This window comes from Arthrobacter sp. 01L42 (assembly GCF_056400005.1).
Window position 1 is genome coordinate 81,078 of sequence record NZ_JBFTSL010000016.1, and the last position, 20,735, is coordinate 101,812.

General features: G+C 65.8%; 24 protein-coding genes. 12 read left to right on the top strand and 12 right to left on the bottom strand.

What is annotated here, in order from left to right; translation table 11 throughout:
• The first annotated feature begins 60 nt into the window (after positions 1-60).
• Entirely contained in the window at positions 61-657 is a 597-nt protein-coding gene (locus AC1DN2_RS14680) for an SGNH/GDSL hydrolase family protein (RefSeq protein ID WP_476850872.1), read from the top strand.
• Between the two features lie 237 nt (positions 658-894).
• Complete coding sequence (locus AC1DN2_RS14685; RefSeq protein WP_476850873.1) at positions 895-1,107, top strand: hypothetical protein; 213 nt, start codon at positions 895-897, stop codon at positions 1,105-1,107.
• 25 nt (positions 1,108-1,132) lie between these two features.
• On the opposite strand, the gene AC1DN2_RS14690 is transcribed toward AC1DN2_RS14685, so the two are convergent.
• Positions 1,133-1,723 (bottom strand): dihydrofolate reductase family protein, encoded by a 591-nt coding sequence (locus tag AC1DN2_RS14690; protein ID WP_476850874.1) that lies wholly within the window; start codon positions 1,721-1,723, stop codon positions 1,133-1,135.
• A gap of 77 nt (positions 1,724-1,800) precedes the next feature.
• Positions 1,801-2,244: a VOC family protein gene (locus AC1DN2_RS14695; RefSeq protein WP_476850875.1), complete on the bottom strand. Its 444-nt coding sequence runs from the start codon at positions 2,242-2,244 to the stop codon at positions 1,801-1,803.
• A gap of 343 nt (positions 2,245-2,587) precedes the next feature.
• Here AC1DN2_RS14695 and AC1DN2_RS14700 point away from each other — a divergent pair, with 343 nt between their 5' ends.
• Positions 2,588-4,519 (top strand): glycoside hydrolase family 15 protein, encoded by a 1,932-nt coding sequence (locus tag AC1DN2_RS14700; RefSeq protein WP_476850876.1) that lies wholly within the window; start codon positions 2,588-2,590, stop codon positions 4,517-4,519.
• A gap of 275 nt (positions 4,520-4,794) precedes the next feature.
• On the opposite strand, the gene AC1DN2_RS14705 is transcribed toward AC1DN2_RS14700, so the two are convergent.
• Positions 4,795-5,286, bottom strand: coding sequence for a hypothetical protein (locus AC1DN2_RS14705; RefSeq protein WP_476850877.1), 492 nt, complete (start codon positions 5,284-5,286; stop codon positions 4,795-4,797).
• Between the two features lie 256 nt (positions 5,287-5,542).
• Between AC1DN2_RS14705 and AC1DN2_RS14710 the strand changes: the two genes are divergently transcribed.
• The 4 genes from AC1DN2_RS14710 to AC1DN2_RS14725 all read left to right on the top strand — a co-directional run bounded on the left by AC1DN2_RS14710 (position 5,543) and on the right by AC1DN2_RS14725 (position 6,938).
• Positions 5,543-5,842 (top strand): hypothetical protein, encoded by a 300-nt coding sequence (locus tag AC1DN2_RS14710; RefSeq protein WP_476850878.1) that lies wholly within the window; start codon positions 5,543-5,545, stop codon positions 5,840-5,842.
• Between the two features lie 72 nt (positions 5,843-5,914).
• A complete protein-coding gene (locus tag AC1DN2_RS14715; RefSeq protein ID WP_243177538.1) occupies positions 5,915-6,136 on the top strand; it encodes a hypothetical protein in 222 nt (73 codons plus the stop codon).
• A 138-nt stretch (positions 6,137-6,274) separates the two neighbouring features.
• A complete protein-coding gene (locus tag AC1DN2_RS14720) occupies positions 6,275-6,688 on the top strand; it encodes a hypothetical protein (protein WP_476850879.1) in 414 nt (137 codons plus the stop codon).
• 7 nt (positions 6,689-6,695) lie between these two features.
• Entirely contained in the window at positions 6,696-6,938 is a 243-nt protein-coding gene (locus AC1DN2_RS14725) for a hypothetical protein (RefSeq protein ID WP_476850880.1), read from the top strand.
• Positions 6,939-7,041: 103 nt separating this feature from the next.
• Here AC1DN2_RS14725 and AC1DN2_RS14730 read toward each other — a convergent pair whose 3' ends face one another.
• Positions 7,042-7,194, bottom strand: a complete 153-nt coding sequence (locus AC1DN2_RS14730; protein ID WP_476850881.1) for a DUF6924 domain-containing protein — start codon at positions 7,192-7,194, stop codon at positions 7,042-7,044.
• Between the two features lie 450 nt (positions 7,195-7,644).
• Between AC1DN2_RS14730 and AC1DN2_RS14735 the strand changes: the two genes are divergently transcribed.
• Positions 7,645-8,742 (top strand): ATP-binding protein, encoded by a 1,098-nt coding sequence (locus tag AC1DN2_RS14735; RefSeq protein WP_476850953.1) that lies wholly within the window; start codon positions 7,645-7,647, stop codon positions 8,740-8,742.
• A gap of 250 nt (positions 8,743-8,992) precedes the next feature.
• Here AC1DN2_RS14735 and AC1DN2_RS14740 read toward each other — a convergent pair whose 3' ends face one another.
• Together AC1DN2_RS14740 and AC1DN2_RS14745 are read right to left on the bottom strand one after the other, a co-directional pair.
• The gene (locus AC1DN2_RS14740) at positions 8,993-10,279 is read right to left on the bottom strand and encodes an FAD-dependent oxidoreductase (protein ID WP_476850882.1); all 1,287 of its coding nucleotides are present in this window, start codon (positions 10,277-10,279) and stop codon (positions 8,993-8,995) included.
• Complete coding sequence (locus tag AC1DN2_RS14745) at positions 10,272-11,597, bottom strand: MFS transporter (protein WP_476850883.1); 1,326 nt, start codon at positions 11,595-11,597, stop codon at positions 10,272-10,274. The genes AC1DN2_RS14740 and AC1DN2_RS14745 overlap by 8 nt, the downstream gene beginning before the upstream one ends.
• Before the next feature lie 49 nt (positions 11,598-11,646).
• Between AC1DN2_RS14745 and AC1DN2_RS14750 the strand changes: the two genes are divergently transcribed.
• The 4 genes from AC1DN2_RS14750 (at position 11,647) to AC1DN2_RS14765 (ending at position 15,312) form a co-directional block, all read left to right on the top strand.
• Complete coding sequence (locus AC1DN2_RS14750) at positions 11,647-12,468, top strand: IclR family transcriptional regulator (RefSeq protein ID WP_476850884.1); 822 nt, start codon at positions 11,647-11,649, stop codon at positions 12,466-12,468.
• A gap of 119 nt (positions 12,469-12,587) precedes the next feature.
• On the top strand, positions 12,588-13,718 hold the full coding sequence (locus AC1DN2_RS14755; protein WP_476850885.1) for a cupin domain-containing protein: 1,131 nt from the start codon (positions 12,588-12,590) through the stop codon (positions 13,716-13,718).
• The gene (locus AC1DN2_RS14760) at positions 13,718-14,554 is read left to right on the top strand and encodes a fumarylacetoacetate hydrolase family protein (RefSeq protein WP_476850886.1); all 837 of its coding nucleotides are present in this window, start codon (positions 13,718-13,720) and stop codon (positions 14,552-14,554) included. Before AC1DN2_RS14755 ends, AC1DN2_RS14760 begins: the two co-directional genes overlap by 1 nt.
• The gene (locus AC1DN2_RS14765) at positions 14,554-15,312 is read left to right on the top strand and encodes a maleylpyruvate isomerase family mycothiol-dependent enzyme (RefSeq protein ID WP_476850887.1); all 759 of its coding nucleotides are present in this window, start codon (positions 14,554-14,556) and stop codon (positions 15,310-15,312) included. Before AC1DN2_RS14760 ends, AC1DN2_RS14765 begins: the two co-directional genes overlap by 1 nt.
• Before the next feature lie 74 nt (positions 15,313-15,386).
• Here AC1DN2_RS14765 and AC1DN2_RS14770 read toward each other — a convergent pair whose 3' ends face one another.
• The 6 genes from AC1DN2_RS14770 to AC1DN2_RS14795 all read right to left on the bottom strand — a co-directional run bounded on the left by AC1DN2_RS14770 (position 15,387) and on the right by AC1DN2_RS14795 (position 20,691).
• A complete protein-coding gene (locus AC1DN2_RS14770) occupies positions 15,387-16,850 on the bottom strand; it encodes an MFS transporter (RefSeq protein ID WP_476850888.1) in 1,464 nt (487 codons plus the stop codon).
• A gap of 84 nt (positions 16,851-16,934) precedes the next feature.
• Positions 16,935-17,408 carry a MarR family winged helix-turn-helix transcriptional regulator gene (locus AC1DN2_RS14775; RefSeq protein ID WP_476850889.1) on the bottom strand — a complete coding sequence of 158 codons (474 nt, stop codon included), beginning with the start codon at positions 17,406-17,408 and terminating at the stop codon, positions 16,935-16,937.
• A 35-nt stretch (positions 17,409-17,443) separates the two neighbouring features.
• Positions 17,444-18,058, bottom strand: a complete 615-nt coding sequence (locus AC1DN2_RS14780; RefSeq protein ID WP_223916318.1) for a TetR/AcrR family transcriptional regulator — start codon at positions 18,056-18,058, stop codon at positions 17,444-17,446.
• Between the two features lie 28 nt (positions 18,059-18,086).
• Complete coding sequence (locus AC1DN2_RS14785; protein ID WP_476850890.1) at positions 18,087-19,331, bottom strand: NAD(P)/FAD-dependent oxidoreductase; 1,245 nt, start codon at positions 19,329-19,331, stop codon at positions 18,087-18,089.
• The gene (locus AC1DN2_RS14790) at positions 19,328-19,522 is read right to left on the bottom strand and encodes a ferredoxin (protein ID WP_476850891.1); all 195 of its coding nucleotides are present in this window, start codon (positions 19,520-19,522) and stop codon (positions 19,328-19,330) included. Before AC1DN2_RS14790 ends, AC1DN2_RS14785 begins: the two co-directional genes overlap by 4 nt.
• Complete coding sequence (locus tag AC1DN2_RS14795; protein WP_476850892.1) at positions 19,519-20,691, bottom strand: cytochrome P450; 1,173 nt, start codon at positions 20,689-20,691, stop codon at positions 19,519-19,521. The genes AC1DN2_RS14790 and AC1DN2_RS14795 overlap by 4 nt, the downstream gene beginning before the upstream one ends.
• Positions 20,692-20,735: the final 44 nt, after the last annotated feature.

Here is a 20,735-nt window from a genome sequence, read left to right on the forward strand (position 1 = left end):
TACGCTCCCGCTGGTGGAGTTGACGAAGACCCGGGCGCGAGGGGGTGCTAGGGTCCTGGAATGACTTTGCGACTTGGGGTGTACGGAGACAGCATTTCGACAGGTTGGCGGGGGATTTCCCACGTCGACAAGCGGTGGACATCCATCGTGTGCCGGAACCTCGGGCTGGAGGAGCGCAATTTCGCAGTCAACGGCCTGGGATTTCTTACCAAGCGCGATACTGACCTGTTCGAAAGGCACCCGCTGGAGATGGTCATCGACGCTGAACCGCAGATCGCGCTGATTGCGCTCGGGGCCAACGACTACCCCCAACTGCCCGAGAACGACGACAAGCTCCGCCGGACCATGATCGAGGACATGTCCCGACTGCGCGATTCGCTCCCGGACTCCCAGGTGCTCGTCGTCGAACCCTACTGGCCCTTCCTGGAAGAGCCACCGCGGATTCGCCGGGTCTTCGATCTCCATGCCGAGTGTGCCGAGGAAACGGGCCTGCCGTTCCTCGTGGGCCAGTACGGTGTCTTCGCCGCCGACCCTACCCCGTTCTTCTACCCGGAACCGGATCAGATACACCCGAACGATCTCGGCCACGCCAAGCTGGCCGAGGTCATGACCGGCGTGCTCGATCCATACGTGGCCAAAGCCCGGGTCGCCGTCTAATTCCAGCCGAACTGTATTTCCCTGCGATAGTTCGAGGCGTTCCTGCGCCACTGGTCGCCCCGGCGCCGCCCGGCAAATCGGTGTGACCGGGTTGCTCGTGGGTATCGCGGCGGCCACCTTCCACAGCCGGCCCGACCTCGACCCGGCGCGCCCGCTGGCCTCGGCGCGCTGGTACCGACAGTACATGTCACTGGGCGTCAAAGCGCTCCTCGGGCTCGTTGCGATGATCGACGTGGGATGCTGGGCTCGTCGCTGTTGATGTGGACCGGGACGGTCACGCCGTGGGCGGGACTGGTGGTCGCGCTCCCGATCCTGGCCGCCGTCGTGGTTGCCATCGTGGTCCTGACCAGGAACAACCGCGAGCGCGATGGGGGTGTTCCGCGACGGTTCGGCCTGATCGACGAAATTCGAGGCTTCGTCCATCCCGTGGTCCTCGGGCAGGCCGAGTGACCTCCGAGAACCAAGGGTCAGCCTGTCAGCGGATTACCCGATAGCGCACGTGGGTGACGAGGCGGGAACCGCTCACGTCCGTCGGCTCAAGCTTGAGGTCCGTCACGCCGTCCAGCAACCGCTCGCCCGCTCCCAAAACTATGGGCGCAATGTGGAGCCGCAGCTCGTCGATCAGCCCCGCCGAAAGGAATTGTCGGGCGGTCTGCGCTCCTCCGGCTATGGCCACGTCCTTACTGCCAGCGGCCTTCCGCGCCTGGGCCAACGCCGACTCGATCCCATCGGCCACGAAGTTGAACGTTGTGCCGCCCTCCATCTCCAAGGGCTCGCGGGGGTGATGGGTGAGAACGAACACAGGTGCGTGATAAGGCGGGTCCTCACCCCACCATCCCCGCCACTGCTCATCCCATGCCCCGGGACCGGCGTACATGTTCCGGCCCATGATGTAGGCGCCAGCGGCGAGGATGCCTTCGAGCTCCGCAGCGTTGGACTCGGCTTCTTCGAACATCCACCTGTGGAGGAGTTCTCCGCCCCGGCCCAAAGGCTCCGTCATGCTTTGGTTTGGGCCCGCAACGAATCCGTCGAGGGAAATAGTCAGATCGGATGTGACTCTGCTCATGCGCCCATCATGCCAGCACTCGGCGGGGCCCTGACATATCAAGGCGCAGGCGTGCTAGCGGGTTTGGAGTTGGCGGGTCAGCCGATCCGCTCGGCCAGGGACACGATAATCCCCTCCGGACCGCGCACATAGGCCATGCGCCAGATGTGCTCGTACTGGCCGATGTCGCCGACCAGCCCGTAGCCGTCCGCGGCCAGCCGGTCGACGACCGCCTGGAGGTCGTCGACCTCGAAGGCGACGTTGCGCAGCCCCAACTCATTTGCCATCGCCGCGGGCGATCCAGGCTGGTGGTCGGGCCGGACAAAGCTCGAAAGCTCCAGCCGGGTACCTCCGTCGGGCGGCCGGAGCATGACGATTTCCGTACGGGAGTCGGGGATGCCGATCACCGTGTCGAGGAACTCGCCCTCGACGAACATCGGCGCGCCCTCGACCTCGAGGCCCAGCCCGACGAAGAACGCCGTCACCTCTTTGAGATCGGCAACGGTGATACCAACATGATCGAAACGCCGTACCTGTGACATGAGATCAATCCTCCGTTGTTCATCTTGTCGATCCATCGGAATTGCTGAGCCGACGGGGATTCTTAGCACAATCATCGTCGAAATCCTTCAGCGCCCCGATTGAACAATCCCAAGGGTTGGCAGAGCGGGTCAACGTTGTCCCGGGTCGAGGAGGCCATCGACCATGTAGGGAATTCAGGTCCAGCGCCTCTTTGGCCGGCGGCCGTACGATATTTTCGCCGCCGCATCGCCGTCGTCCTCTGCGATGAAGCACTGACCGTTGATGAAGCACTGACCGTTGGGGAGGAAGCCGTCCAGGTAGCCCGGGGTCCCGTTTCCACCCTGAGGGGAACATACTGGGGTGGTGAGCATCGACGCCCGGTCAGGGGCGGAGGGGAGGCGGCGGCCCGGGGCCGGCACTAGCCCGTATCCGCCGATCGCCGACTATGGGTTTTTGTCTGACTGTGAGGCCAACTGCTTGATTGCATCGAGCGGGCAGGTCGAGTGGATGTGCGTGCCGCGTCACGACTCACCGAGTGTGTTCTCCACTATCCTCGACCGCGCCGCGGGTGGCTTCAAGGTGGCACCCTACGGCGTCCGGGAGCCCACTGCGCGCCGCTATCTCCCCGGCAGCTTGATCCTGGAGACCACGTGGCAGACCCGGACGGGCTGGCTGATCGTGAGGGATGCCCTGGTGATGGGTCCGTGGCACCACACCGACGAGAGGGCCGGCCGGTACCGCCGCCCGCCGACGAACTACGAGGCCGAGCATTGCCTGCTGCGCACCGTCCGGTGCGTCAACGGTGCGGTTGAGCTGTCCGTGCTGTGCGAGCCGGTCTTCGGCTACGGCCAGCGCCGGGCACGGTGGGAGTTCTCCAGCCCCGGATACGGAGAGGCCGTGACCGTCAGCGGCGATGAGGGGGATCCGGTGCTGCATCTGACTACCGACCGCCGGCTGGGCATCGAGGACTCCATCGCGGTCATTCGCAGCCGGATGACCGAGGGCGAGCAGGCCTTTATCGCGCTCTCCTGGGGGTCGCTGCCCCCGCCGCGGACGTGGGAAGAAGCCACACGCAAGCAGTGGCAGACCACTGAATTCTGGAGGCAATGGATCACCGGGGGCGAGTTCCCGGACCACCCGTGGCGGGAGCAGCTGCAGCGCAGCGCGCTGACGTTGAAGGGCCTCACCTACGCGCCGACTGGAGCTCTGGTCGCGGCGCCCACCACCTCGCTGCCCGAGACACCCGGGGGAGAGCGGAACTGGGACTACCGGTACACATGGGTGCGCGATTCCACGTTCGCGCTCTGGGCCCTCTACACCCTTGGCCTGGACCGGGAAGCCGACGACTTCTTCGCTTTCATCCGCGACGTCGCCGCCGAGGACGACCTGCAGATCATGTACGGCATCGACGGCGAAAGGGACCTTCCCGAGGTTACTGTCGAGGGACTCGGCGGCTACGACGGCGCCCGCCCCGTCCGGATCGGCAACGCTGCCGCCCACCAGCGCCAGCTCGACGTCTGGGGCATGATGCTGGACTCCGTCTACCTCCACGCCAAATCCCGTGACCAGCTTCCCGAGCCGCTCTGGCCCGTCCTGCTCCGCCAGGTCGAGCAAGCCGCCGCCCACTGGCGGGACCCCGACCACGGGATCTGGGAGGTCCGTGGCGAACCGAAGCACTTCACCTCCTCAAAGCTCATGTGCTGGGTCGCCCTGGATCGTGGTGCCCGGCTGGCGCGCCTGCACGGTCAGGCTGATTACGCCCGAAAGTGGGACGCCATCGCCACGGAGATTCATGAGGACATCTGCCGCAATGGTGTCGACGACCGAGGCGTGTTCGTCCAGTCCTACGGCACAACGAACCTCGATGCCTCGCTTCTCCTTGTTCCGCTTGTCCGATTCCTGCCCATCAACGATCCTCGCGTGCGCGCCACGGTCGTGGCCATCGCCGATGAACTCACCCGGGACGGACTCGTCCTGCGCTACCGCCCCGAGCAGACCGACGACGGTCTCACAGGCGACGAAGGGACCTTCACGACCTGCTCGTTCTGGCTCGTCTCGGCCCTTGTCGAGATCGGGGAGGTGGTACGCGCCAAGGCACTGTGCGAACGTCTGCTGTCCCTTGCCAGTCCCTTGGGTCTCTACGCTGAGGAGCTGGATCCGGTGAGCGGCCGTCACCTCGGCAACTTCCCACAGGCGTTCACCCACCTGGCCCTCATCAACGCGCTCGTGCACCTCATCCGCGCCGAAGAAACCAACCGCGCGGCGCAGTTCGCCCCGGCCCACCGCACGCCTTGATACGCAGACGAAGGTCAAGTTACGGATTGCAGCGACGGGCACAAGCTTCCACGGGAAGCCGCCCTGACGCGGGTCCCGGAACCGGATGTTCTGCCCCGCCGCAGCCGTGCGGAGACGTGACCCATTCGGAGAGGCAAGGAGCAGCCCATGTGGAGTGACGTGCAGGAATCCGAGCCCTCCGTTGTTGATTGCTTCCTTGGTTTTCCTGATGCGGACATGGGTAGGTCAAAGAAACGGACCGCCGTGAGGCGGTCCGCCAAGTGTGAATGGGATGGTTACTCGGCCTTGAAGGTGAGCGAATCGTCGCCGCTCGACCAGAGCAGCTTGCCGCTTTCATACGTCATTGCAATGGGCCGCTTCAGGAATTCCTGAACCCAGAGTCGCTGGTAACCCTCAGCGCCTACACATCCCTCAGCGCCTGTCGCAATCTTCCCGGCGACGGTGAGGATGTTGCCCTTGATGACCACCGGGGCGCCCAGGGGCCCGCATGGGGTCCGCACGGTCAGCAGCAGCTCACCGTTGATGGACGTGAGCTGAGCCTTGACGGCTCCGTTCGCCGCCCACGGGAGGGCTTTACCGTTCGATGCGGCTGAGACGCTGTCGTAGGTGGTGCACGGCGCTCCGGGCAGGAATGGGGCGCACGTTTGCTGCGGCTGGGATGTGGTGGCCGGGAGGGGAGTGGGTGCACTCTTGTCAGCTTGAGCGGATGCTGAGAGGGGCGTCGGCGTGGACTGCCCGCCAGGTGGCGTCGCTGCACATGAGGTCATGAGCAGTGAAGCCAGTAGAACGGAAATTTTGAGTGGCAGATGCCGAGCACGATCCATTATTCCCCCTAGGAATGAACGCTGAACCTGACCATAGACGTAGGACCTCTGATTGTCATTAGGTTTGGGTGACCAATTTTTGGGGCCCCTTCTTGCATGGGCAAGCGGGGAGGGGGACGAATAATTGACCACGCATTAGCCGAGCAACCCAACGGCAAATATCCGCCCCCAGCCCTGGGGTGGGAGGGACAATGAAGCCATGACCACACCCCAGGCAGCATTCGCGGCCTTCATGATCGCAGCCCTCATCTCAACCGCGATCTCCTTCACCGTCACCTACCGACGCACGACCAAGAGGATCGCAGACAACGCCAACACCCAGGGGGAGGCGGCAATCGCCGTCGGCACCGACCAGCCGCGAAAGCCTGGTCTGGCAGCCAAGCTGAACTACCTCCTCTTCACGGACAAGCACCCGCACTTTGACGCGCGCGACAGCCACAACCACACCGCACCTCACAACGGGAGCACCAACCCGACCTCCACGGCCGCCAATCACTGAATCAGCGGCAGCGGCGGGTCATGACACCCCAGCTACTCCACCACTCGCGCGGAACGGATCGGACAAGGAACCATGGACACAACACAAGCAGTAATCACAGCCCTCATCATCACGGCATTGATCGCAACGGTCGTCTACTTCGTCGTCCGCAAGAAGGTGGGCGCCGGTAACAAGCACCCTCACTTCGAGCCGCGCGCTACCCGCGACCGCGAACTGGGCAATGACGGCCGCTATTACCCGAACGCCACCCGGGTCAACGGAGGCTACAACGGCGGCGGCAGCCTCCCAGGCTGACGCCAACCCAGCTACTCGCAGCGGAAACCCCCGGAAATCACTGGATTTCCGGGGGTTTCCGCTTTGCGCACCCTCTGCATAACACTACAAAAACGCGGGGGAGTAGGACCCGAAAAGCCCATGGCGTAGGTTGAGCCCATGAACACCCGCCGCCGCCGACAGGCCACCCTGTGGCCCCTGGCCATCCTGGCATCCCTCCTACTCACCGCCGCGGGCCTGGCCATGACATTCTCACTCATCCGCACCCCAGGGGAAGGCCCTGGCCACGCCCTAATCTTCGCCGGAACTGCCGCCTCGGCCGCTGCAGCCGCCTGGGCACGCCTGAGGGATCTTGGATGGCCGATAGTCCTGGCCGTCGCGGCACCGGCCCTGCTGGTCGGCTGGCCGGATGCCGTCATGCCCGACAGCTTCATTCCGCACCTCGGGGCCGTACTAGCTCTACCGGCAGCGCTCATCGGGCTCATCATCGGGCTGGTGGCGGGCGGGCGGCCGGAGAGCGGCCACCAGGAGCAGGGTCTACCTCCCGGGGGCCATCCGGCAGGCGGGGGATGATGGCGGCATGGATGCATTACTGAGCTGGATGCGAAAGTCGCTCGAACGGTTCCGCACCCGGAAGGGGTATGTGTGGATCGTCCAGCATGACGAGTCGCCGCACGACACGATCCTTGGCGCGTTCGGCGACGAGCAAAGCGCCAGCGACTACGCCGACGTGATGGGCTTCCAATTCACCAACGGGGTGATCTGGGGGAAGTGCAAAATCGGGTCTCGGGTTGACTCCAGAGGGGAGCGGTATCACGACTGAACCAAGCCCCTTCTGTAGCGTTATACATAGTTACCTTACATAATGTTGATTATCGGCACTTAAAGTACGGGAGTAGTGGTAGACATTCCCGCAGCAAGAACGGTCAAGAAAAACCCCTAAATACGCCGTCGTCGTCTGTGTTCTCGGCGAACTCTTCCCAGTCCATCTTGGCAATGTTCAGGTTGTTATCGATTCCCCAAAGTTCACTGGCAACGCACCGGAACGGTTCATGTGACAAGTCGCCCAAGTCAACCAAGCTTTGTCATCGGCGAAGCTCGTGCGGACCAAGAGTGAATTTTCTGTCCTTGTTATCGATTCCCCAAGGTTCACTGGCAACGCACCGGAACGGTTCATGTGACAAGTCGTCCAGGTCAACCAAGCTTTGTCATCGGGGAAGCTCGTGCGGACCAAGAGTGAATTTTCTGTCCTTGGAAGAATCGGCATGCCGCTATCCAACCATGCGAATCAGGGCCGTATCTGTCAGCTTGCCTGGCCGCAGCCTGAGTACGGCAGTCTCAGGTGGTCAGAACCGAACTGCATAGAGCCACTGGGCGACTTGTTTTCGTGCAGGGATGGCCTGATGCTACATTTTCGCCCTGCAGGAGTTCCGGGGGCTTTGCGGGATGTGGCGACTGATAGTGTGATACCAGTTTCACCACTTTCACCACTTTCACCACTTTCACCTACTTTCACCCTGGAGGTCCCGGTGCGGAACCCCTTCAAGCCCACCGCAGGAGCCACACCGCCGGACTTGATTGGGCGGGCCGGGCTCTTGGATGAATTCGAGTACGGCCTGCAGCAAGGCTCGGGAGCGCCCGGGCTTTTGACCATCATCACCGGATCCAGAGGCATCGGCAAGACAGTCATGCTGAGCGCCGCGGAACGGATCGCAGGGACTCACGGCTGGGCGGTTATCTCCCGAACAGCAAACCCCGGTTTCCTCGCCGGAATCGGCGACGACATGCTTCGGCTTGTCGAGGAGCTCGGAGACGGGCCCCCAACACGGAAAATCACAGCATTCTCGGCGGCAGGGTTCGGACTAACAACGCAACTCCCCCAGGAACGGAGTGCCGACTGGCGGCGGACCGGGAACGACCTTCTGCGGCTGTTGGACGCAAAAGGTACAGGTCTCGTTATCACCATCGACGAGATACATGCGGTCGACCGCACAGAAATTTCCCAACTGGCCGCTGAAGTGCAGCATTTCATCCGCGACGGACTGCCCATCGGCCTCATCTTCGCCGGCCTGCCATCCGCCGTCTCCGACCTCCTAAATGAAGGAGTGGCGACCTTCCTGCGACGCGCCGACAGGATCAATCTCCACGAGGCAGCCATCGCCGAAGTCACCGCATCCTACAGCGAGCTCTTCAGTGAGGGAGGAATAGGCGTCTCCCCCGGCCTCGTCAGTGAGGCCGCGGAGGCTACCGAGGGCTACCCCTTCCTTATTCAGCTTGTGGGCTACTACCTCTGGCTGGAGGCGGGAAAGGCCAACTGGAAACTGGATGAGAGCAGCGTGCACAGCGCCCTCACCGCCGCTCAAAGACGAAACACATTAGTAGTCGTCGAGTCAGCACTATCGGATATCTCGGACAAGGACCGCGAGTTCCTCGACGCCATGGCCCTTCAGGATGGACCATCGGCAGCGGGCCTGATCGGAAACATCATGACGGCCAAGCCCAACGTGGTGTCCAAGTACCGAAAGAGACTCATCGCCGCGGGACTGATCGAGTCAGCCGGCTACGGCAAGGTGGACTTCGCAATCCCCGGACTCCGCCAATACCTCCGCGAAACAGCGTCGGCCTGAAGCAGTGACATGACGTCAGCGGAGCTCCTCGACCAGCCCGATGATGATTCCGCGGGGCCGCGGACGTAGCACAGCCTAGGGGGCCGGGAATTCTTGCCGTTGACGAACACCGTGCGTCGACAACATCCAGGAATCGGCGGAAAGTCCGCCCTGGATCATGACCGAAGAAGCTCCGGGCCGGCTCCTTGAAGAAGCCGGCCCGGAGCTCGTAACGGGTCACCCAAGGACGGCGCCCGGCCCTGAGCCCGGATTAGGCGGAAATCTTGTCCGCCATGCCGGAGTGTGCCGCGCGGGCCGCCGGCACGCCGTCGCCGCCCTGGCCGTACAGCCAGTCGTTGTACCGGAAATCGTTGTCCATCCGGCTCTTGAAGAGCAGGTTGCGCAGCGTCCGGGCCAGCCCGGAGACGTGCCAGGATTCGCCCCAGACGCGGGCGGTGCGCTGGACCCCGGCGGTGCGGCCGGCGCGGAGGTTGTTGAATTCCTTGATCGCGCCGTCCCAGGCTTCGGGGTGGACGCCGTCGGCGGTGAACACGGTGCCGGTGGTGACGTCCTGCAGCACTGCCGCGTCCTCGAGCGCCTGGCAGGCGCCCTGGGCCAGGTACTGCAGCATCGGGTGCGCGGCATCGCCCATCAGCACCATCCGGCCGGCCACCCAGTTTTCGATCGGATCGCGGTCGTACATGGGCCAGCGCATGCTGGTGCCCAGGTTTTTCAGCGCAGCCTGGACGGCGGGGACGCAGTCCTTGTACGCGGCCTCGAGCTCGTCGACTCCCCCGTACTGCTCCTCGCCGCGCTCAAAGGAGGCGGACTTGAAAACGGCCACGGTGTTCAGCAGCTCGCCCTTGCGCAGCGGGTACTGCACGAGGTGGCAGTCCGGTCCGAGGTAGACAATGACGTCCTCGAGGTCCGCCTTGGGTGTGTGTTCGGTAATGGGCACAGTGCCGCGGTAGGCGACGTAGGCCGAGGGGACCGGCTCGTCGCCGGCAACGAGCGGGCGCAGGGTGGACTTGAGCCCGTCGGCGCCGATGACGACGTCGGCCTCGTAGTCCACGCCGGCGGCCGTGTGGGCCACTCCCCTGCCGTTCACGGTCTCCACGCTCTCGACCATGACATCGTTGACCAGTTTCACGCCCGCCGCTTCGCAGCCCTCGAGCAGGACCCGGTGCAGGTCGCTGCGGTGGATCACCACGTAGGGCGCACCGTAGCGTTCCTCGAATTCCCCGCCGAGGCTCTGGCGCGTGAGCTCCTCGCCGGTGACGGCGTCGCGGAAGACCAGGTGCTTGGGCTGGACGCCAATCTCCAAGGCCTTGTCCAGCAGGCCCCAGCGTTTCAGGACGCGGGAGGCGTTGGGCGCCATCTGCAGCCCAGCGCCGACCTCGCCGAATTCGGGCGCCCGCTCCACGAGGGTGACGTCGGCGCCGCTTTCCCGCAGAGCGAGGGCTCCGGCCAATCCGGCCATTCCCCCTCCGATGACGAGGACATCGGTGGACCGGCCGTCGGTGGACAGGAAACTGGTGGACGGGACGTGCTCAGACATTGCTTGCTCCTGTTAGTGAAGGGGAGGTTGAGAGTTTTGATTTGAGTTTGAGCCCGACGGCGGCCAGCAGGACCGCTGCCATCGCGGCTGCACCGGCGAAGGCCAGGAAATTGGAATTGACGCCCAGTCCGGCAGCCAGCAGGAGGCCACCGATCTGGGGTGCGGCGACGGCGCCGATGCGGCCGGTCCCCAGTGCCCAGCCCAGCGCGGTCCCGCGCAGGTGCCCGGGATAGTGGCTCGCGACGGCGGCGATGATGAGGCACTGCGTGCCGTGGGTGCCGACGCCGGCGAGGACCAGCATGAGGTACACGACGGTGACCGGCGGTCCCGCAACCAGGACCACGAGAGCGCCGGCGGCGACGGCGGCCGCGGCGATCGCCGTCGGAATCGGACCGAAGCGGGTCCCGGCCCAGGCCGTGATCACCGAGCCGGCCACCGCACCCAGGTTGAGGGCCAGGGCGAAAGTCAGGGCGGAGCCCAGGTTGTAGCCGGCCAGCTGCATGAGGTTGGGCAGCCAGGTTCCCAGCCCGTACCAGGCGAACAGGGTGGCGATCGTCGCGAGGGCGAACAGCAGGCTCACCCCCAGGTAAGGGGCGCGGAGCAGGGACTTGAAGCCGATCGGCTCTTTGAGGTTGCGAATTCCCCGGTCCGCGGCACTGACCGGGGCCAGCGTCTCGGGCAGGTATTTCAGTCCGAGAGGCACCACGATCATCAGTGCGAGCACGGCCACGAGGAACATGGACTCCCAGCCGAAGGCAGGGATCAGCTGGATGCCGACGAGGGCGGCGATGGACCCGCCGATCGGGACGCCGGACATCATCAGGGTGGCGATGGTGGACCGCCACTTAGTGGGGACCAGTTCGGCAACGAGGGCGTTCGCCGAGGGCACCAGGCCACCGAGCCCGATGCCCGCCAAGAGCCGCAGCCCCCCGAAGGCGGCCGCATTGGGGGCGAAGGCGCAGAGGATGGTGAAAATCGAAAAGACGATGGCACAACCCAGGATGGTGCGGCGGCGGCCCCACGAGTCGGCCATCCGGCCGGCGAAGATCGCCCCGATCATCATGCCGACGAAAGCCATGGAACCAATGGTCCCGGCGGTGGCCTTGGTCAGCCCCCATCCGGTCTCGGAGATCAGGGAGGACTGGACCGTGCCGTAGACGATCAGGTCGTAGCCATCGAAGACCACCAACAGCCAGCAGACCAGGACGGCGGCTGCCGAGCCTTTGGAGAACCGTGATGCGGGCCCACCAACGGTTGAGGGAGCAGGGGCCCCCGGCGAAGACCGTTGCGGCACTGCAACAGATTGTGTGTGATTCATGCCACTCACTGTTCTAGCCGCCGCAGGTGAACCACAATACAATTCTGATGTGCAGAACAACCCATCCGGCAGAGCGGCCCGCAAGCCCGTCCAGAAACGGCCCACCTATTCCATCGAGGCGGTGGACAACGCGCTGCAGCTCCTCCAGCTGCTCCGCGACGGCGGAGCACTCCGGCTCAAGGACGCCGCCGAGGAGCTGGGCGTGGCGCCGTCCACCGCCCACCGCCTGCTGGCGATGTTGGTCTACCGGGGATTCGCCGTGCAGGATGAAACCCGCCGCTATGTCCCCGGCCCGGCAATGGGCGTCGGGCCAGCCGGCCTGAGCTGGACCCGGCTGCTCCGATCCCTGGCCCAGCCGCACATGGAGCTTCTCTCTGCACGGCTCAACGAGACGGTGAACCTCATGGTGCGGGTGGGGACGAAAGTGCGCTTCCTGGCGACGGTGGAAGGGAACAATGTGCTGCGGGTTGGTGACCGGCAGGGGACGGTGATGGCCGCCAACAAAACGTCCGGAGGCAAGGCCATGCTCGCCGAACTGGAACCGCCGATGATCGACCAGCTCTTTCGCAGCAACAATGCCGAGATTGGCGGGGACACCATTGCGGCCGCGGAGTACCCGGCGTTCCTGCGCGAGCTTGAATCCGTCCGCAGTAACGGATTCGCGGCCAATTTCGAAGGCACGGAAGAGGGCGTGAGCGCGCTCGGGATGGCCCTGCACAACCGGCACGGGCACGTGGTCGGCGCACTCAGCGTCGCCACCCCCGCGACCCGCTTCCGCCGCGTGTTTGACGCCGGGCTGGTCCCCGCCCTGCGGGAAACCTGCCGGCAGCTGGAGATCGACATCGCGGCCAACCCGGCCGAGCCGGACTGAGCGCCGCGGCCGCCCGGTTCCGGGAATTCTGACCAGCAGAATATGTTGGGGGTCACACACCGGCATCCGTAGAGTCGAACTACGCCAACGAACTGTTCTGACCTACCGAGGAGGCCCACGTGTCCATCAGCGCCGAGAACACGACTCACGAATCAGTGGCCGCGGGGCACACTGCTCCGGAGCCGACGCCTGAAGAGGCTGCCCAGCTCAAAGAGCTGTACCGGGATTTTGACCGGGAGAACCTGATCCCGCTGTGGACCGAGATCGCAGACCTCATGCCGATGGTCCCGACCCCCAAGGCGGTCCCCCACGTCTGGCGGTGGAGCGACCTGTACCCGCTGGCTGCCCGTGCCGGCGATCTGGTCCCGGTGGGCCGGGGCGGGGAGCGCCGGGCCATCGCCCTGGCCAATCCCGGCCTGGCCGGGACGCCGTACGCCACACCCACGCTGTGGGCAGCCATCCAGTACCTCGGCGCCCGCGAAACGGCGCCCGAACACCGTCACTCGCAAAACGCCTTCCGCTTCGTCGTCGAGGGCGAAGGGGTCTGGACTGTGGTGAACGGGGACCCGGTGCGGATGTCCCGCGGCGACTTCCTGCTGACCCCGGGCTGGAACTTCCACGGGCACCACAACGACACCGATGAGCCGATGGCCTGGATCGACGGCCTGGACATCCCATTCGTGCACTACGCTGACGCCGGCTTCTTCGAATTCGGGACCGAGCGCGTCACCGACGAGGCCACCCCGGACATCTCCCGCTCCGAGCGGCTCTGGGCGCACCCGGGCTTGCGCCCGCTGTCGGGCCTGGATGACACCACGAGCTCCCCCATCGCGGCCTACCGCTGGGAACACACGGACCGTGCCCTGTCCGAGCAGCTGCTGCTCGAGGACGAGGGCCATCCGGCCACTGTGTCCCAGGGCCACGCCGCCGTCCGCTACACCAACCCCACCACCGGTGGGGACGTGATGCCGACCATCCGCGCCGAATTCCACCGGCTCCGCGCCGGGGCCAGCACCGAAGCGGTCCGCGAGGTGGGCTCCAGCGTCTGGCAGGTCTTTGAAGGCTCCGGCTCGGTGGTCCTCAGCGGCGAAACCCGGACCCTGGCCAAGGGCGACCTCTTCGTGGTCCCGTCCTGGCAGGAATGGTCGCTGCAGGCCGGAACCCAGTTTGATCTGTTCCGCTTCAGTGACGCCCCCATTTTTGAACGGCTGAACTTCAACCGCACCTACATCGAAGGACGCAACAAGTAATGAGACTTCTCACCCTCCGCACCTCTGTTGGAGACAAAACAGTTAATAAGGCTGTCCGCCAGGACGGCGACACCCTGACCGAGATCGACGGCTTTGCCGACGTCGGAGAACTGCTCCGCACCCAGGACTGGGAAGCAACCGCTAAGGCGGCGGCCGGCGCCACGCACCCTCTCGAGGGCGCCGACCTGGACGCCGTCGTGCCCTCCCCCGGCAAGGTCATCTGCGTGGGCCACAACTACCGCAACCACATCAAGGAAATGGGCCGGGAAGTCCCCGAGTTCCCCACCCTGTTCGCCAAGTACCAGGAATCCCTGATCGGCCCCAACGATGACCTGGCGCTGCCGCAGGAATCCGACGCCGTCGACTGGGAAGCCGAACTCGCCGTCGTGATCGGCAAAAAGGGCCGCCGGATCAGCGAAGCCGACGCCGCGGACCACATCGCCGGCTACGCCGTCCTGAACGACGTGTCCATGCGCGACTACCAGTTCCGCACCATCCAGTGGCTGCAGGGCAAGACCTGGGAGAAGTCCACCCCGTTCGGCCCCGCCCTGGTCACCAAGGACGAGTTCACCGCCGGGCCGCTGATGACCTCCGCGGTCGACGGCGAAATCCAGCAGAGCACCCCGACCGGTGACCTCGTGTTCACCCCGGAGTTCCTGGTGTCCTACATTTCCACGATCATCACGCTGAACCCGGGCGACGTGATCGCAACCGGCACCCCGGGCGGCGTGGGCCACGCCCAGGACCCGAAGCGCTACCTGCAGGAAGGCCAGATCCTGGTCACCACCATCGAGGGACTGGGCCAGCTGAAGAACCGCGTCATCAAGGAAGCCTGATGGTTGCCCGCCAGGACCAGACGACGGACCCAGAACTGCTCGCGGCGCTGCTGCAGGCACGGCGCGGCACGGCGTTCTTCGCCCGCAAGCTCAACGAGCTCTCCGACGCGGAACTCGACGGCGACTCGCTGCTGCCGGGCTGGACCCGCCGCCACATCACCGCGCACATTGGCTACAACGCCCGGGCCATCGCCCGGCTCATCGAATGGGCTGCCACCGGGGTGGAGACCCCGATGTACCCGTCCACGGAGGTCCGGGACCACGAGATCGACTTCGGCGCCACGCTGAGCCCGATCGCGCTCCGGCACCTCTTCGACCACTCCGCCGTGCACCTGAACGTCGAATGGCGCGACCTGCCGGGGGGCGCCTGGCACCACAAAGTCCGCACCATCCAGGGACGGGAAGTGCCCGCCACGGAAACGGTGTGGATGCGCAGCCGCGAAGTCTGGATGCACGCCGTCGACCTCGCCAACGGCGCGAGCTTCGCCGACATCCCGGCACCGGTGCTGGAACGGCTCCTGACGGACATTACCGGCGCCTGGCACACCCGCGGCACCGATCAAGGCCTCGTCGTCACGGTCACCGACCGCGGTCTGACGTTCGGGGACACGGCGTCGGCGTCCCCCACCGTGGTCTCCGGACCGCTGGCCGCCGTCGTCGAATGGGCCGCCGGACGCGGCAATGGCGGGGTCACCGCCACCGGGCCCGGCACTGAAGCGAACGACGGGACGGTTCCAGCCGCCCCGAAGTGGATTTGAGCGCTGGCTAAACGGCCGTAAAAGCGGAAGGCCCCCTCGGCGAGGGGGCCTTCCGCTTTTCGTGCCTGGTTGGCTCAGCCCGGGTGCACGACTGGAGTGTCGCCAGCTGATCCGGTGAACGTCTCGCGGGCGATGTTGATGAGCAGCAGGGCTACCGGGGCAATCAGGATCGCGACACCTGCGGCCCAGAGAAACACCATGGCATAGCCTGCAGAGAGGGCCGACAGCGTCGCGCCACCGGCCGTGGCTGCTGCGGCGATAGTGCTGAACAAGGCGATGCCAAGGGAGCCGCCGATCTGCTGCGAGGCGTTGACCAACGCACTGGCCACACCGGAGTCATCCTTGTCCACGCCGAACAGGGCAAGGTTCTGCATGGGCACGAACACCATGGCCAGCCCGATGCCAAGCAGAAGCAGGGCGGGAAGCATGTTGACGAAGTAGCTGCCCTCGGCGCTGACCCGGGTGAGCCACAGCATCGCAGCCGCCATGAAGACCGGCCCCGCGGCCGTCGGGATTTTGGCCCCCAGTTTCGGCAGGTTCTTTGCGACGAGCGCTGCCGTGATGATTACCGCAACGGTCATCGGCAGCGAAGCCAGCCCGGCGAGGAATGGCGCGAAGCCCAGCACGATCTGGATGTAGAAGTTGATGAACAGGATGCCGCCAATGAGGACAGCGCCGGAAAGGAACGACGCCAGGAAGGCGGCCGCGCGGTTTCGTTCGGTGGCCACGCGCAGCGGCAGGAGCGGATGCCTGACTTTGGTCTCGACCAGGACGAAGAGTGCCAGGAGAACTGCGCCGGCGGCAATGAAGCCGCAGGCTTCGGGGGCATCCCAGCCGTGCTCGGCGTTGGTGAAGCCGTAGACAAGGGATCCCAGGCCGAGGGCTGCCAGAATGACCCCGGGCCAGTCGTACTTGGTGGACCCCTGGGCCTTGCTTTCACTGACCAGGGACCACACGCCGAAGAGGGCGATGGCGGCAATCGGCACATTCACGAAGAAGCACCAGCGCCAGCTCACGTGTTCGGTCAAAAACCCGCCCAGCAGGACACCGGCGGCCGCGCCGACGCCGGTAATGGAACCGAAAATCGCGAACGCCGTGCCGCGGTCCCTTCCGCCAGGGAAGGCGACGGTCAGGAGCGCCAAGGCTGCCGGGGCGAGCAGCGCAGCGAACACGCCCTGCAGCGCGCGGGCGCCGATCAGCTCCCAGGGCTGCTGCGCGATGCCGGCGACCAGGGACGCGGCGGCGAAGCCGACGGCGGCCACAAGGAACGTCCGCTTGCGGCCCCAGAAGTCTGCGATGCGTCCGCCGAGCAGCAGGAAGGCGCCGAAGGCCAGCGCGTAGGCCGTGACCACCCAGGAGCGGGTCGAGTCGCTGATCCCCATCTCGAGCTGGAGGCGCGGAAGCGCCAGATTCACGATCGTGCCGTCCAGCACCACCATGAACTGCGCGAGGGCGAGGAACACCAGTGCCCACCAGCGGTTCCCTGGCCTGCTCCCCCGCCGGACGACTGCCTCTCCCAACTGCGTTGCCATACCCATGTCCCATCCTCCAAAGTAGTAATACTTATAAAAGTATAACTATCAGGGGCGACGCGTCATGACCGTGGCAGGGGGTGATGTGGGTTACTCGGGTTCGGAGAGTATCGAGGCGAGGCGCTGCAGGGCCGGGAGGCTGGCGGCAATTTGCTCGCGCTCTTCAGGCAGCAGCCGGGAACTGGCCGACTCCAGCGCCTCCGCCCAGGCGCCCTCGAGGAGCGCCTTGATCCGCTGGGATTCGGCCGTGGGGTGGAGGGCGACGTAGCGCTTGTCCGCGGCGTCGCGGATCCGGGTGACGAGGCCGGCGGCGACCAGCTCACGCAGCTGGACGCTGACATTGCTGAACTGCCGGCCCAGACGGGAAGCGACTTCCGCGACGGTGATGCCTGGGTGGCTCTCGATGACGCGGAGGATTTCCAGGACGCCGTTGGACAGCGGCCGGACGCCGGTGTCATTGTGCGACTTCCGCCGGACGTCGGCGGAAATGTCGATCACGGCGACGGCCAGGGCCCGGTGGTCGACGGCCTCGTCCAGCACTTCGCCTGCGCCAATACTTTCCATTCCATAAGCATAGGCGTCCGTCTGCGAGGGCAGGCTTAGCCTTCGTCGCAGAGCAGGTGATACCAGTTATCGGCGAGTACCTCGAGGGCGTGTTCCCGGTTCGGTTCAAACTTCCGTCGGGTCCAGAGCGTGGCCACGTAGTCGAGCGAGGTGAAGGCAAGGGTGCCGCGAATGTGGTGCGTCTCCTCCGGGAAGCGCCCTGCCAGCTCCATTCCGCGCACGAGGTCCGAGATGACCTCCTCATGCCATCCCTCGACCAAGGCGCGCACTTCGCGATCGATGGCGGCGGCCTCCTCGAGCACGTCGAGATACGGGCGGAAGACCGGCCAGAGCGCCGCCCGCGACTCCAGCCAGGCCAGGATGCCCGCCAGCTCGCCCGCACGCACGACGTCGACGAGCTCGGCCGCGGTCGATCCCCGTTCGGGGCCGGCCGCGCGGTCCAGTACGGCATTGACGCGGGCCATGAAGTCCCGCATCAGGTCGCTGCGCGTGGGGTAATAGGCGTAAAAAGTCACCCGGGTGGTACCGGCCGCAGCGGCGATCTCATCGATCGTCGTCGCGGCGTACCCCTTCTCGGTGAAGAGCTCCAGCGCCCGCTCGACGATCACGTCGCGGGTCAGCTGCTTCTGGGCTTCTCGCAACGACGACATGGATCAATCCTAACGGTGTTGTGCGGCGTCAGGTTCGAGCGGGCGCCGCCGCACGCAGCGCGGCCGGACCGGCGTCGGCGAACCGGCGCAGCTTGGGGACGGGGATTCGGTAGTTGAGCGCGGCGGCGGTGCCGGAACCGTCCGTGTTGTCCCAGCGAAGCAGCATCGAGTCCGCGCCCCCGCCGGGCTCGCAGTAGTCGGGAGGCCCGACAGCCGGCGCGAAGCCCGCCGACTTGAGCGAGAGGCCGAAGCCCTCCGTCCAGAAGTAGGGCTGGAAGTCGAACTCGGGCGCCGCGTCACCCTTCAGGAGGCCGACGCCGGCGACCCTGGCCTGGTCGATGGCGCTGGTCCACAGGGGCACCCGTTCCACCCCGCGGCGGGTCGGGAAGGACGCCACATCGCCGGCGGCGACGATGTCCGGCCGGAGCCTGCCGCGCGAATCGACCCGCAGCTCTCCGTCGACGAGAAGGTTCGAGCCGGCGAGCCAGCCGATGTTCGGCTCATCGCCGATGGCGGTGACCACCAGGTCAGCCTCCAGCACGGTGCCGTCGGCCAGAACGACCTTTGCCCCGGCACCGTGATCGACAAGCCGGGCCTTCCCGCCGCCAACCACGCGCAGTCCGCGCCGGATGGCGGCGGCGGTGAAGATGTCCGCCAGATGGTCGCCGAGCTGACGCGCCAGGGGCTTGCCGTCGGAGACGAGGGTGACCTCGCAGCCCACGTGCACGCAACCGGACGCGACCTCCATGCCCAGCGCTCCGCCGCCGATCACGATAACCGACGGGCGCGATGCGACGCGTTCCTTGAGGAGGATCGCATCCTCGATGGTGCGCAGGGTGAGTTCCCGGTGGGAGCCGTCCCGTTGCGGTCCGGCTGTTCCCTTCTTCTGCGTCTCTTGCGCACCCGCCCCGAGTCGCTTTGCCCGGGAACCCGAAGCGATGACGAGGCCGTCATACGGCAGCTCCCCTCCCCCGTCCAAGCGCACCAGCCGGGCCGCGACGTCCAGGCCCTTGGCGCTGACTCCGAGCAGCTCCGTTGCTTCGTGGGTCGGCTCGGGGAGCACATGGGGTTGGAGTCCGCCGTCGCTGTTCCCGTCGCTTTGCCCGTCGACAGCGTGCAGCAGCGCCTTGGAGAGGGCCGGCCGGCTGTAGGGCTGGTGGCGCTCCGCGCCCACAACGGTGAGCTCGCCGTCGAAGCCGGCCGAGCGCAGCGAGTCGCAGGCCGTGAGCCCGGCGATGCCGTTGCCGACCACCACGATCTTTCGCATCGTCATGCCGCGGCCAATCGCAGTGCGGCAACCGGGCAGACCCTTACCGCCGCCTTCGCGGCGTCCAGGTCAGCCCCTTCCACGTCCGGGACGTCGAGTACCAGCTCGCCTTCATCGTCGAGGTGCATCAGCCGGGGCGCGGCCTCTTCGCAGAGGCCGTGACCCTCGCAGCGCGGCCGGTCAAGTTCGATCCTCATGCTGCCACCACCTTGGCGACCTGGAGCGACTCGAGGCTCCGCGTGATGTTGCTCGGCTCCCGGACCTCATCGGAGATCGTCAGCGTTCTCACCCTGCGGGCAAGCGCCTCAATAATCGCATGCGCTTCCAGTTTCGCCAGGCCCTGGCCGGCGCAGCCGTGCGGTCCGTAGCCGAAGGACAGGTGGTCCACCGGGTTCCGCATCACGTTGAAGGTGTCGGGATCCCCGTAGTGCCGCGGGTCGCGGTTGCCGGCCCCAAAGAGGATGCCCACCTGGGCCCCTGCGGGAATCGTGACGCCCTCGATCTCCACGTCGCGCATTGCCTTGCGGCCCCAGATGTGGACCGGGGCCCAGTAGCGCAGCACTTCGGCGAACGCTGCGGGGACCAGGTCCGGGTTCTTCCGGACCAGGTCGAACTGCTCGGGGTGGCGGCCGAACAGCGCAATGATGTTCCCGATTGACGCGATTGTCGTGTCAACGCCCGCTCCCAGGTACTGGTGGATGATGTGCCCCGCAGAACCCTGGGGAATGTCGCCGCGTGTCTCGGCATCGAAAATACCTCGGCCGATTGAGCCGGGTGTGAGGTCTTCTGCGGTGACCGACGAGCACCAGCCGTAGAGCTCGCCGGCGATCGGGAAGCTCTCCTGGGTGCGCTGGTTCAGCGGGCCGAGGACCTGCATCGCGGCCTGGCCCCAGCGCAGCATGTTGTCCTTGACGTGTCCTTGGAAGCCAATGAGGTCGGCAACGATTTCGATCGGGAAGGCGCGGGCCAGGGAATCGATGGCCTCGAAGCTGCCGCTGGCGGCAAGCTCGGCGACGAGCTTGTCAGCCTTTTCGTCGATGACGACTTTCAGGCCGCGGAGCGCCCGGGGGGTGAGGTTTTGGGACAGCGTGGCGCGGAGCTGGGTGTGGACGGGCGGGTCGGAGGCAAGGGAGGTGCCCTGCAGGGCCTCGTTCACCATGGGGTTGAAGCCGATGCTGGTGGACGACAAGGTCTCCGGATCGCCGAGCGCGTCGCGGATGACGTCGTAGCGCGTCAGGACGTAGAGGTCGTTCTTGGGGAGGTGGACCACTGCGGCCTGCTCGCGGAGCGCTGCGTAGGTGGGGTAAGGGTCGACCAGGACGTCGTCGTCCCAGATGTCGATGCCGGATTCGGTGGGTGCAGTCACGGTGTTCTCCTTGTGGATTTTAGGTGGTCAGGTCAGTGCCGGAG

What these genes read in the sequence shown, in the direction of transcription:
- AC1DN2_RS14740 (WP_476850882.1), bottom strand. Translation starts at nt 10,279, where the DNA reads ATGTCTGAGCACGTCCCGTCCACCAGTTTCCTGTCCACCGACGGCCGG.
- AC1DN2_RS14685 (WP_476850873.1), top strand. Translation starts at nt 895, where the DNA reads ATGCTGGGCTCGTCGCTGTTGATGTGGACCGGGACGGTCACGCCGTGG.
- AC1DN2_RS14775 (WP_476850889.1), bottom strand. Translation starts at nt 17,408, where the DNA reads ATGGAAAGTATTGGCGCAGGCGAAGTGCTGGACGAGGCCGTCGACCAC.
- AC1DN2_RS14690 (WP_476850874.1), bottom strand. Translation starts at nt 1,723, where the DNA reads ATGAGCAGAGTCACATCCGATCTGACTATTTCCCTCGACGGATTCGTT.
- AC1DN2_RS14770 (WP_476850888.1), bottom strand. Translation starts at nt 16,850, where the DNA reads ATGGGTATGGCAACGCAGTTGGGAGAGGCAGTCGTCCGGCGGGGGAGC.
- AC1DN2_RS14680 (WP_476850872.1), top strand. Translation starts at nt 61, where the DNA reads ATGACTTTGCGACTTGGGGTGTACGGAGACAGCATTTCGACAGGTTGG.
- AC1DN2_RS14790 (WP_476850891.1), bottom strand. Translation starts at nt 19,522, where the DNA reads ATGAGGATCGAACTTGACCGGCCGCGCTGCGAGGGTCACGGCCTCTGC.
- AC1DN2_RS14705 (WP_476850877.1), bottom strand. Translation starts at nt 5,286, where the DNA reads ATGACCTCATGTGCAGCGACGCCACCTGGCGGGCAGTCCACGCCGACG.
- AC1DN2_RS14720 (WP_476850879.1), top strand. Translation starts at nt 6,275, where the DNA reads ATGAACACCCGCCGCCGCCGACAGGCCACCCTGTGGCCCCTGGCCATC.
- AC1DN2_RS14710 (WP_476850878.1), top strand. Translation starts at nt 5,543, where the DNA reads ATGACCACACCCCAGGCAGCATTCGCGGCCTTCATGATCGCAGCCCTC.
- AC1DN2_RS14745 (WP_476850883.1), bottom strand. Translation starts at nt 11,597, where the DNA reads ATGAATCACACACAATCTGTTGCAGTGCCGCAACGGTCTTCGCCGGGG.
- AC1DN2_RS14780 (WP_223916318.1), bottom strand. Translation starts at nt 18,058, where the DNA reads ATGTCGTCGTTGCGAGAAGCCCAGAAGCAGCTGACCCGCGACGTGATC.
- AC1DN2_RS14785 (WP_476850890.1), bottom strand. Translation starts at nt 19,331, where the DNA reads ATGACGATGCGAAAGATCGTGGTGGTCGGCAACGGCATCGCCGGGCTC.
- AC1DN2_RS14725 (WP_476850880.1), top strand. Translation starts at nt 6,696, where the DNA reads ATGGATGCATTACTGAGCTGGATGCGAAAGTCGCTCGAACGGTTCCGC.
- AC1DN2_RS14715 (WP_243177538.1), top strand. Translation starts at nt 5,915, where the DNA reads ATGGACACAACACAAGCAGTAATCACAGCCCTCATCATCACGGCATTG.
- AC1DN2_RS14765 (WP_476850887.1), top strand. Translation starts at nt 14,554, where the DNA reads ATGGTTGCCCGCCAGGACCAGACGACGGACCCAGAACTGCTCGCGGCG.
- AC1DN2_RS14760 (WP_476850886.1), top strand. Translation starts at nt 13,718, where the DNA reads ATGAGACTTCTCACCCTCCGCACCTCTGTTGGAGACAAAACAGTTAAT.
- AC1DN2_RS14695 (WP_476850875.1), bottom strand. Translation starts at nt 2,244, where the DNA reads ATGTCACAGGTACGGCGTTTCGATCATGTTGGTATCACCGTTGCCGAT.